Origin of the sequence: Polaromonas glacialis, from assembly GCF_000709345.1 — a bacterium.
GTDB classification, from domain to species: Bacteria; Pseudomonadota; Gammaproteobacteria; order Burkholderiales; family Burkholderiaceae_C; genus Polaromonas; species Polaromonas glacialis.
In genome coordinates this window covers 3250281-3272234 of sequence record NZ_KL448323.1, presented here as the reverse complement: position 1 = coordinate 3272234, position 21954 = coordinate 3250281, and the positions used below count along the sequence as shown (strand labels likewise).

The following is a 21954-nucleotide window of genomic DNA, read 5'->3' as shown; positions in this document are numbered from 1 at the left end:
GCCGTCAATCGAAAGCTTCTATGCCCCGGCGCATCCGGAGCAAGACACAAAAAAGCGGCGCTCCCTCAGAAGAGCGCCGCTTTGTCAGCCTTTGCACAAGCCCTTTAGAAGGGCTCGACGCTATCGTTACTGCTTAACGATAAATATGCTGGCCGCCGTTTTGCTTCCACTCGTTTTCAAAGTGCAGCGCATCCTCGTCATTGCGGGTCTTCACACCCATCAGGATGCCGCCGTTCTTGACGCCTTCTTCGTATTCCTTGACACGCTCTTCGGGAATGTTCCAGCCGATCAGGGCACCCACCAGGCCGCCGCTGGCGGCACCGGCGCCGGCGCCCATGGCAGCAGCAGCCAGGGGGCCTGCAATGACCAGGCCAAGGCCCGGCAGGGCAATGCTCGTGCCCACGGCGGCAATGCCCGCCAGGATGGCGCCGATGGTGCCGCCGATGGCGCCACCGATGCCGGCGCCTTCAGCGGCCTTGTTGCCCAGTTCGGTTTCCTTGCCCATCGCGCTGCCGTCGGCAAAGTGGCGCTTGCGCGTGTCGTCCGACATCACCAGGTTGACATCGTCTTTTGAATAGCCGCGCGTATGGGCTGCGTTGTAGGCCGCTTCGGCGCTGGCGCGGTCAGGAAATAGGCCGGTCACCATGTTGCTGCTTCCCGTGGTGGAAGTTGCGGTGCTGCCGGTGTAAGGGGTGGCGTTGGTGTTCATGTTCATGACGATCTCCTTTTAATATCAACTTAGAAAAACAAAGCGAATTGCGGCAATCAGTTGCGGTCGGCGCGGGCTGCACGGGTCGTCCCCGTGGCTGTGTTGCCTGTCGTGCTGTTCATGGCCGCCGTGCCCCCGGTGGTGTTGCCAGTCATGGCACCACTGGCACGCTGCGCGGGCGACGGCGCGGTCCGCACCACGGTGGCCGTATCGCTGCGCGGCACGGCCTGCTGGTTGGCTGTCGCCGCTTCCTGCGGTGTCACGCCCACCGTGGCGGGCGCTGATGCAGCAGCTGCCGGCGCTGCCGTCTGGGCGGATACGCTGGCTACCGCAAGTGCCAACAAAGCCCCCAGGGAAATTGATCTGATGTGAAGTTTCATGGTCCTGTCCTTCTGAAAAAGTTTGCGGCCAACACGCATGGCGTGTCTTCGATAAGCTTCAATTGCAAGCTGGGTAGACTATAAAAACCGCAGCTCTGGTTGCGTTTCAGAGCTGGCCTTATGGCGCCGTAGGAGAGGGCCGCTAATCTTTCATGTCCGGTTTCCGACATTTTGACAATCAATTACCATTCCTTTCCATGAACGCCTGCCCTCTTGCTTCGCCGCTGAAAACCCGTTTCCCCCCCTGGCCGCGCACGCTGGCGGGCGCATTGCTTGTCGGGGGGCTGGTGGCGCTGCTTGGCCTTCCGCAGCCGTCGCGGGCGGCCACCCCGGCGGTCTTGGCCGCAGAAAACATTCGGCTACAGCCGCTTTCCGTAGGACAAGACGTGCCACGCATGACAGCCTGGATTCGCGCCACGCGCAATCACCAGGGCCTGCCTTTTGCCGTTATCGACAAAAAGGCCGCCATGCTGCATGTCTTCGATGCGGCCGGCAGCCCGCTTGGTTCGTCGCCGGTGCTGCTGGGCCTGGCGGTCGGAGACGACTCGGCGCCCGGCATCGGCACGCGCAAGCTGGCCGACATCCGGCCCGATGAACGCACCACGCCGGCAGGCCGCTTCGTGTCCGAGCCGGGCCGCAACCTGCAGGGCGAGGACATTGTCTGGATCGACTACGACGCGGCCGTCTCGATGCACCGCGTGCGCGCCAGCAACAAGGCCGACCGCCGGCTGGAGCGCCTGGCAACGCCGACGGCGGCCGACAACCGGATTTCCTACGGCTGCGTCAACGTGCCTGCCGCCTTTTATGACGCGCTGGTCAAGCCGGTGTTCGGCGCCCGGCCCGCCGTCATCTACGTGCTGCCCGAAACCCGCCCCGTGGGCACACTGCTCGGCCTGGGCGACGGCAGTGCGCGCGATGTTGCCCCGCTGGTGGCCGCGGCACCTTGAGCCAAGGGCCGCGAATCCAGCGCGCCCGTTTCAGCCCGCCGACACTTTTCAAGCATAAAAAAAGCCTTTTTCGCACGACCAGTATGCGTAAGCAGCTATGAATATAGTAGCAAAGAGATGTCCGGCGGCTGGCGCCGTGATGCAAAAGCTGGGTGATTTTTCGCCAGCGGGGCGCTACGCCACGGCCAGCAGAATCTTCTCTATGTCGCTGAAATCGGCGGGCTTGACCAGGTGGTGGTCGAAGCCTGCATCGTGCGAGCGCTGCCGGTCTGAATCCTGGCCATAGCCGGTCAGCGCCACCAGCACAACGTTTTCAAGCCCGGCCTGCTGGCGAATCCGCTGCGCCACCTTGTAGCCGTCGAGCCCCGGCAAGCCGATGTCCAGCAGCACCACGTCGGGCCGGTAGTCAATCGCTGCCTGCACCGCAGCCGGGCCGTCGTGCGCCTGCCGGGTGACATGGCCGGTCATTTCCAGCAGCATGGCCAGGCCCTGGGCGCCATCGACGTTGTCATCGACCACCAGAACGCGTTGCTGCGCCTTTGCGGGCGTCCTGGCGCTGTCGCCCAAGGCTGGCGCTGCCGGCGCAAGCGCCGTCAGCATGACCGGCAGCCGAACCACAAACTCGCTGCCCCGGCACAGCGTGCTCGACACCGTGACCGTGCCGCCATGCAGTTCCACCAGCTGCTTGACCAGGCTCAGGCCAATGCCCAGCCCGCCTTGCGAGCGGTCCAGCGAACGGTCCGCCTGCGCGAACAAATCAAAAATGCGCGGCAACAGCTCTGGCGCAATGCCCAGGCCGCTGTCGCGCACCCGGATCGCCACCATGGGCACGGCTGCATGCTCGCCGCTGGCCGTCGGCTCGTTTTCAACGCTCAGCCCGATGCGTCCGCCGGGCGAGGTGTATTTGGCCGCATTGGTGAGCAGGTTCATCAGCACCTGCTCCAGCCGCGTGGCATCGGCATGCACGAACACCGGCTCTGGCGGCAGGGACACCGTGAGTTCGTGCCGGTGTTCGGCGATGAGGGGGTTGGCCGCATCCACGGCGTTTTCCACGATGCTGTCCAGGCTGGCCTGTGCCAGGCGAAGCCGGACGTTGCCGGTCGTGATGCGCGAGACTTCCAGCAGGTCGTCCACCAGATGCTTCAGGTGCCTCAGCTGGCGCTCCATGATGCTGCGGCTCTGTAATTGCAGCGGGTCGGCGCCGGCGGGCAGGCGCAGCAGTTGCACCGCGTTGGAAAGCGCCGCCAGCGGGTTGCGCAATTCATGGCTGAGCATGGCCAGGAACTCGTCCTTGCGCCGGTGCAGGTCGGTCAGCGCCTGCGCCTGTTCGGCGGTCTCGTGCTGCAGGCGGGTGCGTTCGGTCACGTCATAGCAGCAGGTGATCGCGCCGGTGATCTCTCCCGCCTTGCCGATCAGGGGAACCACATGGGCCATGACGGTCATGCTCGGGCCGTCAGGCCGTTCGATCACGAACGCTTCGTCGTAGACCGCTGCAATGTTGCCCTTGAGCACCTCGGCCGTGCGGGACAGCAGGGTGGGCGCCAGCGTGCCGTCGGGCAGACGGGCTGGCGGCGCCTTGAAAAATGCGCTGTCGCCTTCGCCAGCCCCGGGCTCGGCGCCCCAGAGTTCCAGCGCGGCGCGGTTGCATTCCTGCAGCCGCCCGGCGACGTCGGATGAAAAAATGGCAATCGGCCCCCAGTCGAACAGGGCGCGAAAACGCGCCTCGCTCTGGCGCATGGCTTCGGCGGCTTTCATTCGCCCGGAAATGTCCCTGAAGAGCACCGCCACGCGTCCGCTTTCGGGTCCACCGAGCCGGAAGGCATAAACATCGAACCAGCGTCCCTGCATTCCCTTGGCTTCGTTGACAAAGCGATGCGGCTCGCCGGTCAGCGCGACCTTGCCGTAGATTCCAAACCAGTGCGCCTCCATGTCGGGAACCAGCTCCAGCATTCGCCTGCCCTTGGCGTCCGACATGCCGGTCTGCCGTTCAAAGGCCGGGTTGACCTCCAGGAAGCGATAGTCAACGGGCTTTCTGCCGTCATCAAAGATAAGTTCGACGATGCAAAAGCCTTCGTCAATCGAGTTGAACAGCATTTGATACCGCGAGGCGATATGGCGCAGTTCCTTTTCTGCCCGGTAGCGGCTCGCAAGTTCGCGGCGCAGGCAGACAAACAGCAGCAGCAGCGCCAGTGCGCCCAGCGTGCCGCCGAGCAACACCGCTTGCAGCGTGCGGCGGATGTCCGCGTCGCTTTGCGTTGCATGGATTTTCAGGTTTTCGGCTTCTTCGGCCTTGCCCTGTGCCACCAGCGCGCGAAGCTGGTCCATGCTTTTCTTGCCGGCCAGCAGCGTGACTGTCTGGCTGGCGGCCGGCAGGCCCTGGCTCTGGCTCTGGCTCTGGCTCTGGCTCTGGCTCTGGCGCAGCGCAATGGTTTCCTTCAGGATCGCCATTCTTTCCCCGGCCACCTGCGAGAGGACGGCAAGCCGCTGCTGCTGGCGGGGATTATTTGTGGTCAGCAAACGCAGGCTCTTCAGCCGCGCCGCCAACAGGTCCACGGAGGCATGGTAGGGCTCCAGGTATTGCGGCTGCCCCGTGATGAGAAAACCCCGCTCCCCGGTTTCCGCATCCTTGAGGCTGGACAGGAATTCATCGAACTGTGAAATGACCGCGCGGCTATGCGCTTCGCGCTGTCCCGATTCGGTCGCCGCCTGCATGCTTCGATAGGCCAGCCCGCCGACGCCGACCAGGCAGGCCAGCACCAGCATCAGCAAGCCGTTGATCAGTCTGCGCTTGACCACATCGGGCGGCACGCCGCTGGCGGCGATGTCATGGTCTTGCTGCAACGTTGGGTCGGCTGCCAGTTCAGCCGTGGTCATGGCCGCACCCCGCCCCGGGATCTGGCCATGTGCGCTGGCTGCGGTAGCGCGGTGACAGCGGGCTGTTCGCAAAAGTGAAAGGGAAGGGGTGTCATCAACAGTAAAAAAAGTAAACCGGTCAGGCGCTGAAGGCATCTTGACAGGGAATCACTCCCCCCACGCAACGCCTTGTACCAACGGCCATCCAGCAGCATTTGCTGAAGGCGCTGCAGCGCCGGGTTTTGTTGCTATTGTTTAAGTAGCGCAATGCGGCATGGTGGCTACATCGGGGCCAACGAGCGATGCGCTGTGCCGCAGGCAGGGCTTCGGGCCGGGCGGTGCAGAGTGTCTATTAATGCTGTCTTGAAAAAGACAAAATGCTACATTTAAACTGATAAAAGCGATAAATAACCAACAATTCAAGTCAATCAGTTTACATTCACAGCGAAAAAATCTTGCCCGGATTCATGATGTTCTTCGGATCAAGCGCGCGCTTGATGGTGCGCATCATGTCCACCGCTCCGCCGCCGGTCTCGCTCAGCAAAAAGTCCATCTTGCCCAGGCCGATGCCGTGCTCGCCGGTGCAGGTGCCTTCCAGCCGCAGGGCCCGGGCCACGAGCTTGTGGTTCAGGTCTTCGGCGGTTTCGCGCTCGGCGGCGTTGTCGGGGTCGATCAGGTAGCCGAAGTGGAAATTGCCGTCGCCGACATGGCCGACCAGGAAATAGGGAATGCCGCTGGCATCGGCCTCGGCCACCGATTCAAGCAGGCAGTCGGCCAGGCGCGAAATCGGCACGCAGGTGTCGGTCGAAATCGCCCGGCAGCCGGGCTTGCTCTGGATGGCGGCAAAGTAGGCGTTGTGCCGCGCGGTCCACAGCCGGGTTCGCTCTTCGGGCGTGCTGGCCCATTCAAAGGCATTGCCGCCCTGGCCGCTGGCGAGTTCCTGCACCAGCCCGGCCTGCTCCTTCACGCTGCCCGGCGTGCCGTGGAACTCCATCAGCAGCATCGGCTCCTCGCGCAGGCCGAGCTTGCTGTGGGCGTTGACCATGCGCACGGTGTGGGCGTCGATCAGCTCGACGCGCGCAATCGGCACGCCGAGCTGGATGATCTCGATGGTCGTGCGCACCGCCGCCTCGATGCTCGGGAACGAACAGATCGCCGCCGAAATCGCCTCGGGCAGCGGGTACAGCCGAACGGTGACTTCGGTGATCACGCCCAGCGTGCCTTCGCTGCCGACCATCAGCCGCGTCAGGTCGTAGCCGGCGGCGGACTTCTTGGCGCGCGTGCCGGTGCGGATGACGCTGCCGTCGGCGGTGACGACTTCCAGCGCCAGCACGTTTTCGCGCATGGTGCCGTAGCGCACGGCGTTGGTGCCGCTGGCGCGCGTGGCGCTCATGCCGCCCAGCGTCGCGTCGGCGCCGGGGTCGATGGGAAAGAACAGGCCGGTGCTCTTGATTTCTTCATTGAGCTGCTTGCGCGTCACGCCGGGCTGCACCGTCACCGTCAGGTCTTCGGCATGGATGGCCAGCACCTTGTTCATGCGGCTCACGTCGATGCTGATGCCGCCCTGCACGGCCAGCAGGTGGCCTTCAAGCGAGGTGCCGACGCCAAACGGAATCACCGGCACGCCGTACTGGCTGGCCAGCTTGACGGCGTCGGCCACATCCTGCGTGCTTTCGGCAAACACCACCGCAGCGGGCGGCGGCGAAGCGAAGGACGATTCGTCGCGGCCATGCTGCTCGCGCACCACCAGGGCGGTCGAGCAGCGTTCGGCAAAGCGGGTTTTGAGGGCATCGATCAGCGCCTGCGGCGTCTCGCGCTGGAGGATGCCGGGCAGCAGGTGGCCGGGCAGCGGTGCGTTCATGGCGTGTGTCTCCTGATGTGAAACCGGAGTTTACGGCTTGGGGCGGTGTGCGCGCTGGCCGCGCCGAAGCTTGATAAGCTTGCGGGCTTGCCCCATCAACCTTTTCAACCCACTGCGCCTTCAGCGCACTTCACTCCCATGGCCAACAGACTTTCACAAATTGCCACCCGCACCGGCGACAACGGCACCACAGGACTGGGCGACAACACCCGAGTTTCCAAGGACAGCCGGCGGGTTCACGCCATGGGCGACGTGGACGAGCTGAACTCGAACATCGGCGTGCTGCTGTGCGAAGACATGCCCGCTGACGTGCGCGACGTGCTGGTCGAGGTGCAGCACCAGCTGTTCAACCTGGGCGGCGAGCTGTCGATTCCGGGCTTCGAGCTGCTCAAGCCGGAAGCCTTGCTGCAGCTGGACGAGGCGCTGGAAACCTACAACGCCCAGTTGCCGCGCCTGGCCGAATTCATCCTGCCTGCCGGCAGCCGGGCCGCGTCGCTGGCCCATGTGTGCCGCACCGTCGCCCGCCGCGCCGAGCGCGCCGTGGTCGCCCTGGGCCAGCAGGACGCGCTGAAAGACACGCCGCGCCAGTATCTGAACCGCCTGAGCGACCTGATGTTCGTGCTGTCGCGCGTACTCAACCGCATGAACGGCGGCGACGACGTGTACTGGAAAAGCCAGCGCATGGCACGCATGGCGCAGGACGACGCGACAGGCGCGCAAACCGCGTCCTGAATGCGGCGGCCGCTGCGTTGAATTGCTATTGAAAAAATAGCTGTAACCGCACGCCCAGTATGCGCAAACGGCCTGAAAGGCTTGAGAATCGTAGTGATTCAGCGCATTGTTGAAACGTCTTTTTTCCCCTCTGTCATTGCGGGCTTGACCCGCAATCCACAGCACTCCAACCGGGCCGCAGACAGGCAACGGCTGCAAGTCACCGCACGGTTGACTGCGCGCGCATGGATTTCCCCGGATCAAGCCCGGGGCAGGCTCCCCAGCGCCTCAGACCAGATGCACCGGCTCCTGCGAGGCCGTGACCGGCAGCATGTCGCCGGTGGCCAGGTAGCGCGCATGCCAGGACAGCGCCTCGTCGAGCAGGTGCGGCGTGTGCTTGCCGGAGGCGCCATGCAGCGAGCGCTCGAAGTAGTCGCGCAGGGCAGGGCGGAAATCGGGATGCGCGCATTTTTCAATGATCAGCCGCGCCCGCTGCGTCGGCGACAGGCCGCGCAAATCGGCCAGGCCCTGCTCGGTGACGATGATCTCCACGTCGTGCTCGGTGTGGTCCACGTGCGAGGCCATCGGCACGATGCAGGAAATGGAGCCGTTTTTGGCGACCGATGGCGTCATGAAAAACGACAGATACGCATTGCGCGCAAAGTCGCCCGAGCCGCCAATGCCGTTCATGATGCTCGACCCCATGACGTGGGTGGAGTTGACGTTGCCGTAGATGTCGGCCTCGATCATCGCGTTCATCGCGATCACGCCCAGGCGGCGCACCACCTCCGGATGGTTGCTGATTTCCTGCGGCCGCAGCACGATGCGCTCGCGGTAAAAATCGATGTTGGCATTGAAGTCGGCCAGCGCGTCGGGGCTGAACGACAGCGCGGTGGCCGACGCCATCACCAGCGTGCCCGAGCGCAGCATGTCCAGCATGCCGTCCTGCAGCACCTCGGTGTAGGCCGACAGGCCGGTGAACGGCCCGTCGTTCAGGCCGGCCAGCACGGCGTTGGCGATGTTGCCCACGCCCGACTGCAAGGGCAGGAGTTCGGCCGGCAGGCGGCCGAGTTTCACCTCCTGCTGCAGGAATTCAATGATGTGGCTGGCAATGCGCCGCGAGTTTTCGTCCGGCGCGGCAAAGGCCGAGTTGCGGTCGGGCTGGCGCGTCGGCACCACGGCAATCACCTTGCTCAGGTCGCACGTCAGGTAGGGCTGGCCGATGCGGTCGCCGGGGCCGGTCAGCGGAATCGGCATGCGGTGCGGCGGCAGGCGGGTGCCGTAGTAGATGTCGTGCATGCCCTCCAGACCGGCGTTTTGCAGGCTGTTGACTTCCAGGATGATCTTGTCGGCCTGGTCCAGCCAGGTCTTGTTGTTGCCCACCGACGACGACGGAATCAGCCGCCCGTCGGGCAGGATGCCGGCGACTTCGACCACCGCCACGTCGAGCTTGCCCAGAAAGCCGAACCAGACAAACTGCGCCACGTTGGACAGGTGCATGTCGGTGTACTGCATTTCGCCGGCGTTGATCTGGCGGCGGCAGGTCGGGTCCGACTGGTAGGGCAGGCGCATGTCGATGCCGTGGACCTTGGCTAGAGCGCCGTCGAGTTCGGGCGCGGTCGAGGCGCCGGTCCACAGGCCGATGCGGAATTCCTCGCCGGCGGCATGCAGGCCTTCGATGCGCCTTGCCAGCGCCTGGGGCACGGCCTTGGGGTAGCCGGCGCCGGTAAAGCCGCTCATGCCGACATGCGCGCCGGCGGGAATCAGCGCGGCGGCCTCGTCGGCCGACATGATCTTGGTTTGCAGGGCAGGGTTCTGTACGCGGTCGGCGAAAGACATCAGGGCGGCTCCGGGGGTATGGGGACAGCGCGGCAGCGCAAGCGGGCGATTTTAGCAGGTGACGTCGTCAGAATCAGGGTTAACCCTAGGTCGGCACCGCACGCCATGGTTCATGTCATAGGAGCGCCCCAGGCACCCAGTGCCCTTCACTTTTCAATGTCAAAGGGCTGATAGTTGACTGATACAGTCGGGATATTTATAGTTGAGCAAATAAGTCAGGTATCGATTTTTCCATCAGGGACATCCCTCCCGAAAAAAACCGCCAGGCGGTCGCCCACAAGCGGCCTGGCCGCAACCCAGGAGTTTGACCCATGACCATGACACTGACTGAAAAAGCCGCGCTGCAGATCCAGCGCCAGCTTGAAAAGCGCGGCAAGGGAATTGCCCTGCGCATCGGCGTCAAAAAAGTCGGCTGCACCGGCCTGGCGCACACCTTTGACCTGATCGACGAGGTCGGGCCGGGCGACCACAGCTTCGAGTCGCACGGCGCGCGCATTGTGGTTGATGACCACAGCCTGGTGTACCTCGACGGCTCCAACATCGACTTTGTCACTGACGGCCTCAAGCAAAGCTTCAAGTTCGACAACCCCAACGTTGACAGCCAGTGCGGCTGCGGCGAAAGCTTCAACGTCAAGAAAAAGGCCGGCCCCGCCACAACATAAGCGACGCAAGCGACGTCAAGGCTTCACCGCCCGCGTTTTCTTCAAGCCATATCACCCGCCAGAAGGAACACCATGAGTGCAGTACTGCAAAATCTCGTCAACCAGCCCTACAAGCACGGCTTTGTCACCAACATCGAATCCGATGTCGCGCCCAAGGGCCTGAGCGAGCAAACCATCCGCATGATTTCGGCCAAGAAGAATGAGCCCGCGTGGCTGCTCGACTTCCGGCTCAAGGCCTACCAGGCCTGGCTGCTGATGACCGAGCCGGCCTGGCCCAACGTGCATTACCCGAAGATCGATTTCCAGGCCATCAGCTACTACGCCGCGCCCAAGCAAAAGCCCAAGCTGAGCAGCATGGACGAGGTCGATCCCGAGCTGCTGCGCACCTTCGAGAAGCTCGGCGTGCCGCTGCACGAGCGCATGGCGCTGGCCGGCGTGGCGGTCGACGTGATCTTTGACAGCGTGTCGGTGGCCACCACCTACAAGGCCAGGCTGGCCGAGGCCGGCATCATCTTCTGCTCGATGTCCGAGGCCGTGCTGGAACACCCGGAACTGGTGAAAAAATACCTGGGCACGGTGGTGCCCACGGGCGACAACTACTACGCCGCGCTCAACTCGGCGGTGTTCACCGACGGCTCGTTCTGCTTCATCCCCCGGGGCGTGAAGTGCCCGATGGATTTGTCGACCTACTTTCGCATCAACACCGAGGAGTCGGGCCAGTTCGAGCGCACGCTGATCGTGGCCGAAGAGGGCGCCTCGGTGTCTTACCTTGAAGGCTGCACCGCGCCCGCCTTCAGCAGCAACCAGCTGCATGCGGCGGTGGTCGAGCTGGTAGCGCTGGACAACGCCGACATCAAGTACTCGACGGTGCAGAACTGGTATGCGGGCGATGAAAACGGCGTCGGAGGCATCTACAACTTCGTCACCAAGCGCGGCCTGGCCAAGGGCGTGAACTCGCGCATTTCCTGGACCCAGGTCGAGACCGGCTCGGCCATCACCTGGAAGTACCCGTCGGTGATTCTGCGCGGCGACAACTCGGTCGGCGAGTTCTATTCGGTGGCGGTGACCAACCACCACCAGCAGGCCGACACCGGCACCAAGATGATCCACCTGGGCAAGAACACGCGCAGCACCATCGTCAGCAAGGGCATCTCGGCCGGTCAGTCGAACAACAGCTACCGCGGCCTGGTCAAGGTGATGCCCACGGCCACCGGCGCGCGCAATTATTCGCAGTGCGACTCGATGTTGATCGGCGACAAGTCGGGCGCGCACACCTTTCCCTACATCCAGGTGCGCAACCCGACCGCGCAGGTCGAGCACGAGGCCTCGACCTCCAAGATCGGCGAGGACCAGCTGTTTTATTTTGCCCAGCGCGGCATCAGCGCCGAAGCGGCGGTGTCCATGATCATCAATGGATTCTGCAAGGACGTTTTTCAACAATTGCCGATGGAGTTCGCGGTCGAAGCGACCCAACTGCTCGGCTTCAAACTCGAAGGAGCGGTCGGATGATCCACCCCAACAGCCCGGTATTGCTGGAAGTGCGCGGCCTGTGCGCCAGCGTCAACGGCATCGACATCCTCAAGGGCCTGGACCTGACGGTCAGGCGCGGCGAAGTGCATGCCATCATGGGGCCCAACGGCTCGGGCAAGAGCACGTTTGCCAAAGTGCTGGCCGGCCACACGGCCTATGAAGTCACGGCCGGCACCGTGCTATTTGAAGGCCGGGACCTGCTGGCGCTGGCGCCAGAAGCGCGCGCGCTGGCGGGCATGTTCCTGGGCTTTCAGTATCCGATTGAAATCCCCGGCGTGGCCAACAGCCAGTTTTTGCGCCTGAGCTACAACACGCTGCAGGCGCAGCGCGGCCGGGAAGAGCTGGACCCGCTGGAGTTCGACGACTTCGTGCGCGAGAAAATGTTGCTGCTCGAGATGAACCCCGATTTTCTGGACCGCAGCGTCAACGAAGGCTTTTCGGGCGGCGAGAAAAAGCGCAACGAAATTTTGCAGATGGCGCTGCTGGAGCCGCGCCTGGCGATTCTGGACGAGACCGATTCCGGCCTGGACATCGACGCGCTGCGCATCGTCTCGCAGGGTGTGAACCAGCTGATAACGCTTGAGAACGCCGTCATTCTGGTCACGCATTACCAGCGGCTGCTGAACTACATCGTGCCCGACTTCGTGCATGTGATGGAGGCCGGCCGCATCATCAAGACCGGCGGCAGGGAACTCGCGCTGGAACTCGAACAACGCGGTTACGACTGGGTCAGCGCCGAGCACCAGGCCGGGAGCGGCGTGGCGGTTAGCGCATGAGCACCCATACCGCACTTCGCCCGCCCACGGTGGACCACCTGGGCGCGCTGCTGGCCGGCCAGCCGCTGCTGGCGCCCAGCCCCTTGGCGCATGTCAACGCGCTGCGCGAACAGGCGCAGACGGCGCTGGGCGCGCTCGCCATGCCGACGCTGCGCGACGAAGCCTGGCGCTTCACCAGCCTGGCGCCGCTGCACCGGCTGACGTTCCAGCCGGTGCTCGCAGCCGGCCGGCTGCAGCCCGCCGACATCGCGCCGTTTGGCCTTGACGACGTCGCCTGCCGGCTGGTGTTTGTCGATGGCGTTTATGCGCCGCAGCTGTCCAGCCCTGCCACCGAGAGCGGCCTGCTGGTGACTGACTTGCCAACCGCCATGCTCACCCATGCGGCGGCCCTCGAGGCGCAACTGGGCCGCCCCCAGGCGCTGGGCGACAACGTGTTTGCCGCGCTCAACACGGCTTTTTTGCAGGATGCGGCGGTCGTGGTGGTGCCGCGCCACGTGGCGCTGGCCGCGCCGGTGCACCTGCTGTTCGTGGCGACGCAGGCGGGCGCGCTCAGCCACCCGCGCTGCCTCGTTCTGGCCGAAGCGGGCAGCCGCGTGACGCTGATCGAAGACTATGTGGCGCTGCAGGACGCAGCCTACCTGGTCAATCCGGTGACGGAAATCGTGCTGGCCGACCAGGCGCAGCTCACGCATGTGCGCGTGCAGCGCGACGGCCGGCAGGCGTTTCACATCGCCAACTGCGCGGTGTCGGTGGGGCGCTCGGCGAACTACCAGTCGGTCAGCGTGGCGATGGGTGCGCAGCTGTCCCGCTACCACCTGAGCGTGGTGCTGGGCGAGGGCGCCGAGTGCGCGGTCGACGGCCTCGCGCTGCTGGCCGGCAGCCAGCTGGCCGACACCCACAGCTGCATCGACCACGCCCAGCCGCACGGCACCAGCCGCCAGCTGCACAAATGCATTGCCGACGGCAGCGCGCATGCGGTGTTCAACGGCAAGGTGATCGTGCGCCCCGGCGCCCAGCGCACCGACTCCGCGCAGTCCAGCCGCAACCTGCTGCTCAGCAGCCGGGCGCAAGTGGATACCCAGCCGCAGCTGGAGATTTTTGCCGACGACGTGAAATGCACGCATGGCGCCACGATTGGCCAGCTCGACGCCGAGGAAGTGTTCTACCTGCAGAGCCGTGGCCTGTCCGACGGCGTCGCGCGACAGCTGCTGACCTATGCGTTCGGCGCCGAGATCATCGAGCGCATTCCCGTCGCCTCTTTAAAACACCAGCTGCAGCAGCGCATGCTGGCGCAAACCGGCAGCCAGCCATGAACGCCCGCGCCGAGCCAACACACGTCACGCCCGCCTTTGATGTCGAACGCGTGCGCGCCGACTTTCCCATCCTGCAAATTGAGGTCGAAGGCAAGCCGCTGGTCTACCTCGACAACGCCGCGTCGAGCCAGATGCCGCAGCAAGTCATCGACCGGCTGGTGCGCTACCAGAGCACCGAGCACGCCAACATCCACCGCGCGGTGCACACGCTGTCGGAACGCGCAACCGCTGCGTACGAGGAAGCGCGCGCCAAGCTGCAGCGCTTCATCAACGCGCCCGACGCGCGCGAAGTGATCTTTACCAGCGGCACCACCGAGGCCATCAACCTGGTGATGCACGGCTACGGCCGCAAGTTCATCAAGGCCGGTGACGAGATTATTTTGACCACGCTGGAGCACCATTCCAACATCGTGCCGTGGCAGATGCTGGCCGAGGAAACCGGCGCCATCCTCCGCGTGCTGCCGATCAACGACGCCGGCGAGCTGTGCCTGGACCAGTTCGAGCCGCTGTTCAACGCGCACACCAAACTGGTCGGCGTGAGCCATGTTTCCAACGCGCTGGGCAGCATCAACCCGGTCAGGCAGATGATTGCGCTGGCGCACGCGCGCGGCGTGCCGGTGCTGGTCGATGGCGCCCAGGCCGCGCCGCACATGCCGGTCGACGTGCAGGACCTGGAATGCGACTTCTACGCCTTCTCGGGCCACAAGCTGTGCGGCCCGACCGGCATTGGCGTGCTCTACGGCAAGGCGGCGCTGCTGGAGAAAATGCAGCCCTTCAAGGGCGGCGGCGACATGATCTTGTCGGTGTCGTTCGAGAAGACTATCTACAACACGATTCCCTACAAGTTCGAGGCCGGCACGCCGCCGATTGCCGCCGCCATCGGGCTGGGCGCGGCGGTCGATTACCTGTCGGCCATCGGCATGGACACCATCGCCCGCCACGAGCACGCGCTGCTGCAGTACGCCACCGCCCAGCTCAACGATTTGCCCGGCCTGCGCCTCATCGGCACGGCTGAAAACAAGGCGGCGGTGCTGTCCTTCACGCTGGACGGCATCCACCCGCACGATGTCGGCACGCTGTTGAACCAGGATGGCATCGCGGTGCGCACCGGCCACCATTGCGCGCAGCCGGTGATGGCGCGCTTCAAGGTGCCCGCCACCACGCGCGCCTCGTTTGCGTTCTACAACAGCATGGCCGAAGTCGATGCGCTGATCGCTGGCATCCGCAGTGTGCAGAAAGTGTTTGCGTGATGGCCGACTACAAGGCGCTCTACCAGGAAGTGATCCTGGACCACAACAAAAAGCCGCGCAACTACGGCACTTTGGCCCACCCCAGCCACCACGCCGAAGGCCACAACCCGCTGTGCGGCGACCACCTCAGCGTGGCGCTGCAGCTGCAGGGCGAGACCATAGACCAGATCGCCTTCCACGGCGAGTCGTGCGCGATCTGCAAGGCGTCGGCCTCGATGATGACGGCCGCCGTGAAGGGCAAGACACGTGAGCAAGCCCAGGCGCTGACCCGGGAGTTCCTCGCCATGGCGACCGGCAAGCTCGACCTGAGCCAGCCCAACCAGATCGGGCGGCTGGCGGTGTTTGCCGGCGTGCGCGACCTGCCGACGCGTGTCAAGTGCGCGATCTTGCCGTGGCACACGCTGCAGGCCGCCTTCAATTCGCAGGGCACGGCCAGTACCGAAGCGTGATGTTTTCCAGGAGATCCAGATGCCGAAAATTGCCGAAATCGACGACACCCCGAACCCGAACGCGGTCAAGTTCACGCTCCGCGAGCCGCTGACCTGGGGTGTTTCGCATTCCTACGAGAACGCAGAGCAGGCCAGGGACGACGCGCTGGCTTCCGCGCTATTCGCCATTCCGCATGTCAGCAACGTGTTCTACGTGGACCGCTGGCTCACCGTGACGCAGGACGGTGGCGCCGACTGGCCCGAGCTGGTGCGGCTGATTGCCGTGCCGCTGCGCGCCGCACCGGCCGCCGCCGCGCAGTCGGCCGCTGCCGTGTTTGCCGCGCGCGCGTCCATCGCCGACATGAGCGAGGAGGACCAGGCGCGGCTGGAAGTCATCAGCGAGCTGCTCGATGAGCGCATCCGGCCGTCGCTGCAGGCCGACGGCGGCGACCTGCATGTGGTGGGTCTCGCCGGCAACTACCTCAGCATCCACTACCAGGGTGCCTGCGGCAGCTGCCCGAGCTCGATCTCGGGCACGCTGGGCGCGATCGAGAACCTGGTGCGCACGATAGAGCCCGACCTCGCGGTGGTGGCGGTGTAGCCTGCTGCTGCGGCGCGCCAGCAGACGACAGCCTCCGTTTCAATCGCTGTTTCAACGCCCTGCGCATGGCAAGGCTAACCAGGACTCCCTGCAACATGACCGTTGAAACCATCCGCTTCAGAAACATCGTGTCGGAGTTGCCGCAGGCGTCCGCCTTTGCCCCCCGGCCGGACCAGCAACGCGGCAGCCTCAAGACCAAGCGCGAACCGGCCGACCCCGGCGACCGCCTGGCCAAGCCCGACTGGATTTGCGTCAAGGCGGCGATTCACACGGGCCGCTTTCGCGAGACCAAGGACATCGTGCGCGCCCAGCAGCTGGTGGGGCTGGGCGAGACCGACGACGAAATTCTGCAGGTGCTGCGCGCGCTGCGTGCCCAGCGCGTGGACATGCTGACCATCGGCCAGTACCTGCAGCCGTCCGGCGGCCACATGCCGGTGCGCCGCTATGTGGATCCGGACAGCTTCAAGCGCTATGCGGACGCCGCCTGCGCGATGGGTTTTGTGCACGCCGCCTCGGGTCCGCTGGTGCGCATCTCCTGCCATGCCGACCAGCAGGCGCATGCGGCAGGCGTGTTTTAAGGCTTGGCTTGGCAGGCCCCTGACGCCCTCTGGCGCTGGCGGCTCACCGGGGCCGGGCGGGCTGCATGATGCTATGAATTCAATAGCTGCCTGCGCCCGCCTGGATTGCGCAAAAGCCTGAAATGACGTAAAAATTCAGGCTGGCGCTGGCCCGACCCGGCCCGGCCAGTGCCGATTCACCCGGTCATTTCGCTGCCAGCACCGCCATCGTGATGCGCGACACGCAGGTCAGCTCGCCCGCGTCGTTGCGCAGCTCGATCGCCCAGACCTGCGTGCTGCGGCCAATATGCACCGGCCGGGTGATGCCCGTGACCCAGCCGCCGGTCGTTCCCTTCAGGTGGTTGGCATTGATGTCCAGGCCGACCACGCGCTGGCCCGCCGGCGCGCAATAGGCCGCGCCGCACGAGCCCAGCGTTTCGGCCAGCACCACCGACACGCCGCCGTGCAGCAGGCCGTAGGGCTGGACGGTGCGCGCATCGACCGGCACGCGGGCGCGGATGAAGTCGTCGCCGACTTCGAGAAACTCGATGCCCAGGTGGGGAACGGCGGTGTTGACGCTTGAGGCGGTGAGCAATTCGACAGAGATGGGCTGCTTCCAGATGCGCATGACGGGTTCCCTAAAGAGACAAAAAACCCATGACTATAAGGCGGTCGCCTACAGCCGATGGGTCGCTTGTCGTGCCGGCCGCCAGACCGGCCGATATATGCTGGAGCCATGGCAAGGACCGCACCCGCATTCATGACGCGCCGCCGCAAATGGCTGGCCGGCCTGGGTATCGCCCTGGGCGCGCTGGTCTTGCTGGTCATGGTCCTGGTCCGCCTGGTTCCCCCGGATGAGGAACTGGCGCAGCGCGCGTCCACCGAACTGGAGGCGGCGCTGGGCGTTCCGGTCAGCGTAGGGGCGCTGCACTGGCAGTTGCGGCCGTCCCCCCAGGTGGTGATCGAAAACGTCGTCACGCGGCAGCCGCAGCCGGTCGAGATCAAGAAGCTCACGCTCTACCTCGACACGGCGGCACTCTGGCAGCGCCGCCTGAAGGTGGACCGCGCCGAACTGCAGGGCGCGGTGCTGCCGCAGCTTTCCCTGCATGACCTGGGCCGTAGGGCGCCTGCTGCAGCGCCGCAAGAACAGCGCAGATTCAGCCTTGACGCGCTGCCCCTGGCGCAGATCGCCTTTCATGACGTCACCTGGATTTCGCGTCGCGGCAGCCGCATTGTTTACGATGGGGAAGCAGCCTTCGACGCGAACTGGCGGCCGCGCACGGCCCGCCTGTGGCGCCCGGGCGTCGTGCCCGCCGCCGAGATGACGCTGACCCGCCAGGGGCAGGACGACCGCTGGGATGCGCGCACCAACGTGGGCGGCGGCACCGCCAACGGCGAGCTGCAGCTGCAGACCCGGGACGATGGCGGGTTGCGCATGACCGGCAAGCTGCAGCCGCGCAACATCGAGGCGGCCAGCGCGCTCGAAGCCTTCATGCGCCGCGCCATCGTGGCCGGCAGGGTGTCGGGCGAAACCACGCTGTCGGCCAGCGGCGCCACGCTGGCCGAACTGGCGCGGTCGCTGCACACCCGCACGGCCTTCAGCATGGGCCGCTCAAGCTTGCTGCGCTTTGACCTGGACAAGGCGATTCGCAGCGCCGGCAAGGAGCATGCGGGAAAAACCCCGCTGGATGCCATCACCGGCCAGCTCGACACGCAAAACACGCAGCAGGGCATGGTGGTGGAGCTCACCCGGCTCAAGACGAGCTCGGGCGTGCTCAGCGCGTCGGGCCAGGCCAGGGTCGCCAACGAGCGCATCGAGGGCGAATTTGCCGTCGATCTGGTCGATGGCGTGGTCGGCGTGCCGCTCCAGGTCAGCGGTCCGCTGGAGCAGGTCCAGGTGTCGGTGCCCGCCAGCGCCCTGGCCGGCGCCGCCGTGGGAACGGCCGTGCTGCCGGGCGTCGGCACGGCCCTGGGCGCTCGCATCGGGTCGGCGATTGGCAGGCTGCTCGGTTCGCAGCCCGAGGGCCAGCGGCGCCTTGCGCCGGTTGAAAAATAGCCCGCCTGCACCGCGCTTTCCCCGCCGTCTGTCGGACAAGGCCTGCAGCTGCGTGTCTTTTTGGAGGGTCTGATAAGCTTTGCGCTTTTAATCGGATATCTTCTTGCAGGCTTTGACCATGTCATCACATTCGAACGCTTTACTCACGCCCACGTCGCTGGAGCATGCGCTTGACCAGAACGAGGCGATTCAGGAAGCTGTTGAACAGTCGGCCGCCGAGTTGTGCGTGGTCAACGCGGTGCTGACGCAGGAAGTCCCGGCGCACCTGCAAACCGGCGAGGTCGCCCAGGCCATCGAGCGCACCGAGGAACTTGAAAGCCGCATCCAGAACTCGGCCGACGAACTGGCGCAGGTCAACCTGGCGCTGAAGGAAGAAATCAGCCTGCGCGCCGACCTGGAGCGCCAGCTGGCCTCCACCCAGGCGGCGCTTGACCAGGTGCAGGTGCAGACCCAATTCAAGGCAAAAGACATTCCCGCCCAAGGCTCGGCTGCCCGCTAGAGCGCCCGGTTATTTCCTGCGGTCAAGCAGCGCGTAGAGCAAGATTGCGCCAAAAGTCGCGGTGCCGATGCCGCCCAGCGCGAACTGGCCGAACTTCAGCGTGAAGTCGCCGGTGCCCAGCACCAGGGTGATGGCAGCGACCAGCAAATTCTTGTTGTCCGAGAAATCGACCTTGTTCACGACCCAGATCCTGGCGCCGGCGACTGCGATCAGGCCGAACACCACGATGCTCACGCCGCCCATCACCGGTAGCGGAATCGCCTGGATCAGCGCGCCGAACTTGGGGCTGAAGCCCAGCACCACGGCAATCAGCGCCGCAAAGACAAACACCGCCGTCGAATAAATCTTGGTGGCCGCCATCACGCCGATGTTTTCGGCATAGGTGGTCACGCCGGTGCCGCCGGCGCTGCCCGATACCATGGTGGCAATGCCGTCGCCGATGAAGGCGCGGCCCATGTAGACGTCCAGGTTCTTGCCGGTCATGGCTGTCACCGCCTTGATGTGGCCCAGGTTCTCAGCCACCAGAATCACCACCACCGGAACGATCAGCAGCATGGCATTGGCGGTGAACACCGGCGCGGCAAAGCCGGGCAGGCCGAACCAGTCGGCGGTCGAGATGCCTGAGAGGTCAATCGGCTTGCCCAGGCCCAGGCCGTTGGTCAGCAGCGCATAGATCAGCGACGAGATGATGAGGCCGATCAAAATCAAGAGGCGCTGCAGCATGCCGCGCGTCATCACCGCGACCAGCGCCACGCTGACGAAGGTGACGACCTGCATCCACGAGTCAAAGTTGCTGGCCGCCATGTTCTTGATCGGGATGCCGGCCAGGTTCAGGCCAATGACCGCCACCACCGCGCCGGTCACCACCGGCGGCATGACCCGCTCGATCCAGCGCGTGCCCACCACCTGCACCAGCGCGCCAATGGCCGCATACACCGCGCCGCAGGCAATGATGCCGCCCAGCGCCACGCCGATGTTGGCATTCGGCCCCTTGCCGGCGTAACCCGTGGCCGCAATCACCACGCCGATAAAGGCAAAGCTCGACCCGAGGTAGCTGGGCACCTTGCCGCCGGTGACAACAAAGAAAATCAGCGTGCCGATGCCGCTCATCAAAATGGCGATGTTGGGGTCGAACCCCATCAGCAGCGGCGCCAGCACCGTGGCGCCAAACATGGCAATGACGTGCTGGACGCCCATGAGCGCCGTCTGCGGCCAGGGCAGCCGTTCATCCGGCCCGATGACACCGCCTTGCCCCAGCACCGCGCTGCTTTTTTCCGTCCAGTCCAGCATGCCCATTGATTGCTCCAGTTTTGAAAGTGGGGCAATGCTAAGGGCAATTGACGCGCCCGTCCCTCAAAGGCGGGCGCGGGGCAAAGAAACCGCGTTGCGCCAAGGGCGCGCCAGCCTGAAATTAATAAGCTTCAGGCGGCCAATTGCATGAACCGGCGCGTGGCGTACAGGCCTGCCGGCGTCCAGTGCAGGTCGGGCGACATGGCCCGGACCAGCAGTTGCCGATGCTGTCTGGCGTCAACGCTCGCAGCGAGTCCGGCCTTCAACGCCTGGAGGTCGGGGTCCGGCGCTTCATCGTGCAAGTTGTCCAGGACTTTTAGCTGGCCGGGATTGGAAGCACTGGCCTGATGCTGCTTCAAACGGGACTGCGCACGGAAGCTGGCACGCCTGCGGCCGGGCGGCATCGCGGCCTCGTTGTGCGCCTGGCCGTCGGCGCTGGCATCGCCGCGAATCCAGTCGTGGATGACCTGCACTTCATACGGGCTGAACACGCCGAACATTTCGGCCCTGTCGCCCTGCAGCAGTTTCCAGAAGCGGCTTTCCTGCGCCGGTGCATGGCGTTTGATCCAGCCGGCCTGCTCCAGCGCCGCCAGAAAGGCCGGAATACCGTCGGGCCGCGCCAGCCAGTCGTTGACGCTGCGGCCCGCCACCCGGCAATAGTCGGAGTGCGCGCCCTGGCCTGACATGCGTTTGCGCGAAAGAATGTTTTCCACTTCGCGCTGAATGTCGAAGCCGGCAATCACCTCGGTCGTGCCGACGCCGGCATTGCTGAGCTTGCAGCCACCTTGCACGCGCCGCCAAAAATCGGCGCTGTCGCCAAAGCGCGTCAGCGTGTCATGCACCGCCTGAACCGCCCGCTGCGCATGGCCGCTGTCGGCGTTGTCCACCGTGATGTGCAGGGTGAAGTAATACGGGTCGACGCCCAGCTCGTTCAACTCGTAGGCGGTGATCAGCAGGTGCAGCGGCAGCTGTTCATAGCCCAGGTTGAAGCCAATGATCTCGGGCAGGAATTCATCGGCGTTCCCTCCCAGTGCAAGTTGCAGCACGCCCTGCGTGTAGAAAGCGTCCGGCAGGCCGTGCAGCGGGTTCAGGCCGTGGCGCTCCAGCAGTTGGCGGTAGAGCAGCACATGGTTCTTGTCGGCGCGGCCTTCGCCAAGTTCCTCGACGTAGGTGGCGATCAGGTCGGTGAAGCGCGGATTGTGCGCATGTGCCAGCAGGCCGTACAGCCAGGCGCCATCGACCAGCTTGGTCGGCGCCACGGCGCGCAAAAAATACAGCGCATGGGCGCGGTTCTGAAAATACCGGCGTGGTGCGCCCGCCTTGCGCGCTTCAAGGTAGTCGCGGTAGCTGGCGCCGGCGCGCTGCGCCGAATCATGCATCCAATTGGCAAGTTCGCCCGGCGATTCGGGCAGGCCGCTCTCGTCGCCCTGCGTGTCGTGCAATGCCTGGCGCACAAACGCAATGGCGTCGTTCCTGGCGGTGTCGTCAAGCAGGCCGCCGGCCAGCCGGTCATACAGCTGACGCGTCCTGTCGTGGTCGTTGGGCGCTGCCATGCGCCTGGGCGATCCGGCGGGGCCGGTGGCCGCGTCGCCTGGCAAGGTCCATTCATGGGCTGCAACAAACATTGGCTTTTTCTGAAGTTGAAGAGCTTTCAGTCTGGGCCGGACAGCGCTGCCGTTTTATAGGTTCGCG

Annotated in this window: 19 protein-coding genes and 1 pseudogene; 12 read left to right on the top strand and 8 right to left on the bottom strand. The window is 64.9% G+C overall.

Annotated elements, in window-relative coordinates; all coding sequences use genetic code 11:
• Positions 1-133: 133 nt before the first annotated feature.
• Positions 134-715 (bottom strand): hypothetical protein, encoded by a 582-nt coding sequence (locus EC86_RS0116035; protein WP_051675986.1) that lies wholly within the window; start codon positions 713-715, stop codon positions 134-136.
• A 50-nt stretch (positions 716-765) separates the two neighbouring features.
• Positions 766-1089: a hypothetical protein gene (locus tag EC86_RS28910; RefSeq protein WP_156955337.1), complete on the bottom strand. Its 324-nt coding sequence runs from the start codon at positions 1087-1089 to the stop codon at positions 766-768.
• Positions 1090-1286: 197 nt separating this feature from the next.
• Here EC86_RS28910 and EC86_RS29965 point away from each other — a divergent pair, with 197 nt between their 5' ends.
• A complete protein-coding gene (locus tag EC86_RS29965) occupies positions 1287-2036 on the top strand; it encodes a L,D-transpeptidase (RefSeq protein WP_232229916.1) in 750 nt (249 codons plus the stop codon).
• 174 nt (positions 2037-2210) lie between these two features.
• Here the strand turns inward: EC86_RS29965 and EC86_RS27120 are convergent, their stop codons facing one another.
• Both EC86_RS27120 and EC86_RS0116015 read right to left on the bottom strand, forming a co-directional pair.
• Complete coding sequence (locus EC86_RS27120; protein ID WP_051675984.1) at positions 2211-4910, bottom strand: CHASE3 domain-containing protein; 2700 nt, start codon at positions 4908-4910, stop codon at positions 2211-2213.
• 418 nt (positions 4911-5328) lie between these two features.
• Positions 5329-6750, bottom strand: a complete 1422-nt coding sequence (locus tag EC86_RS0116015; RefSeq protein ID WP_029526765.1) for an FAD-binding oxidoreductase — start codon at positions 6748-6750, stop codon at positions 5329-5331.
• 138 nt (positions 6751-6888) lie between these two features.
• Here EC86_RS0116015 and EC86_RS0116010 point away from each other — a divergent pair, with 138 nt between their 5' ends.
• Positions 6889-7482: a cob(I)yrinic acid a,c-diamide adenosyltransferase gene (locus tag EC86_RS0116010; RefSeq protein WP_029526764.1), complete on the top strand. Its 594-nt coding sequence runs from the start codon at positions 6889-6891 to the stop codon at positions 7480-7482.
• A gap of 267 nt (positions 7483-7749) precedes the next feature.
• Here the strand turns inward: EC86_RS0116010 and EC86_RS0116005 are convergent, their stop codons facing one another.
• Positions 7750-9300, bottom strand: coding sequence for an acetyl-CoA hydrolase/transferase family protein (locus EC86_RS0116005; protein ID WP_036772275.1), 1551 nt, complete (start codon positions 9298-9300; stop codon positions 7750-7752).
• A gap of 311 nt (positions 9301-9611) precedes the next feature.
• Here EC86_RS0116005 and EC86_RS0116000 point away from each other — a divergent pair, with 311 nt between their 5' ends.
• The 8 genes and pseudogenes from EC86_RS0116000 to EC86_RS28905 all read left to right on the top strand — a co-directional run.
• Positions 9612-9962, top strand: a complete 351-nt coding sequence (locus EC86_RS0116000) for a HesB/IscA family protein (protein ID WP_029526762.1) — start codon at positions 9612-9614, stop codon at positions 9960-9962.
• A gap of 72 nt (positions 9963-10034) precedes the next feature.
• Positions 10035-11471 (top strand): Fe-S cluster assembly protein SufB, encoded by a 1437-nt coding sequence (gene sufB, locus EC86_RS0115995; protein ID WP_029526761.1) that lies wholly within the window; start codon positions 10035-10037, stop codon positions 11469-11471.
• Positions 11468-12268, top strand: coding sequence for a Fe-S cluster assembly ATPase SufC (gene sufC / locus EC86_RS0115990; protein ID WP_029526759.1), 801 nt, complete (start codon positions 11468-11470; stop codon positions 12266-12268). The genes sufB and sufC overlap by 4 nt, the downstream gene beginning before the upstream one ends.
• Positions 12265-13581, top strand: a complete 1317-nt coding sequence (gene sufD / locus EC86_RS0115985; RefSeq protein ID WP_029526758.1) for a Fe-S cluster assembly protein SufD — start codon at positions 12265-12267, stop codon at positions 13579-13581. Before sufC ends, sufD begins: the two co-directional genes overlap by 4 nt.
• On the top strand, positions 13578-14831 hold the full coding sequence (locus EC86_RS0115980) for a cysteine desulfurase (RefSeq protein ID WP_029526757.1): 1254 nt from the start codon (positions 13578-13580) through the stop codon (positions 14829-14831). Before sufD ends, EC86_RS0115980 begins: the two co-directional genes overlap by 4 nt.
• Positions 14831-15280, top strand: coding sequence for a Fe-S cluster assembly sulfur transfer protein SufU (sufU, locus tag EC86_RS0115975; RefSeq protein WP_029526756.1), 450 nt, complete (start codon positions 14831-14833; stop codon positions 15278-15280). The genes EC86_RS0115980 and sufU overlap by 1 nt, the downstream gene beginning before the upstream one ends.
• 19 nt (positions 15281-15299) lie before the next feature.
• Positions 15300-15860 (top strand): NifU family protein, encoded by a 561-nt coding sequence (locus EC86_RS0115970; RefSeq protein WP_029526755.1) that lies wholly within the window; start codon positions 15300-15302, stop codon positions 15858-15860.
• A 314-nt stretch (positions 15861-16174) separates the two neighbouring features.
• A pseudogene (locus EC86_RS28905) lies at positions 16175-16438 on the top strand (lipoyl synthase); the annotation flags it as partial.
• A 184-nt stretch (positions 16439-16622) separates the two neighbouring features.
• Here EC86_RS28905 and EC86_RS0115960 read toward each other — a convergent pair.
• Positions 16623-17045 carry a hotdog fold thioesterase gene (locus EC86_RS0115960; protein WP_029526752.1) on the bottom strand — a complete coding sequence of 141 codons (423 nt, stop codon included), beginning with the start codon at positions 17043-17045 and terminating at the stop codon, positions 16623-16625.
• A gap of 108 nt (positions 17046-17153) precedes the next feature.
• On the opposite strand from EC86_RS0115960, the gene EC86_RS0115955 reads away from it, so the two are divergent.
• Positions 17154-18473, top strand: a complete 1320-nt coding sequence (locus tag EC86_RS0115955; protein ID WP_232229915.1) for an AsmA family protein — start codon at positions 17154-17156, stop codon at positions 18471-18473.
• A gap of 118 nt (positions 18474-18591) precedes the next feature.
• A complete protein-coding gene (locus EC86_RS0115950; protein WP_198026805.1) occupies positions 18592-18972 on the top strand; it encodes a hypothetical protein in 381 nt (126 codons plus the stop codon).
• 9 nt (positions 18973-18981) lie between these two features.
• Here EC86_RS0115950 and EC86_RS0115945 read toward each other — a convergent pair whose 3' ends face one another.
• Together EC86_RS0115945 and EC86_RS0115940 are read right to left on the bottom strand one after the other, a co-directional pair.
• Entirely contained in the window at positions 18982-20268 is a 1287-nt protein-coding gene (locus EC86_RS0115945) for a solute carrier family 23 protein (protein ID WP_029526747.1), read from the bottom strand.
• Between the two features lie 125 nt (positions 20269-20393).
• Positions 20394-21887 (bottom strand): iron-containing redox enzyme family protein, encoded by a 1494-nt coding sequence (locus EC86_RS0115940; protein ID WP_029526745.1) that lies wholly within the window; start codon positions 21885-21887, stop codon positions 20394-20396.
• Positions 21888-21954: the final 67 nt, after the last annotated feature.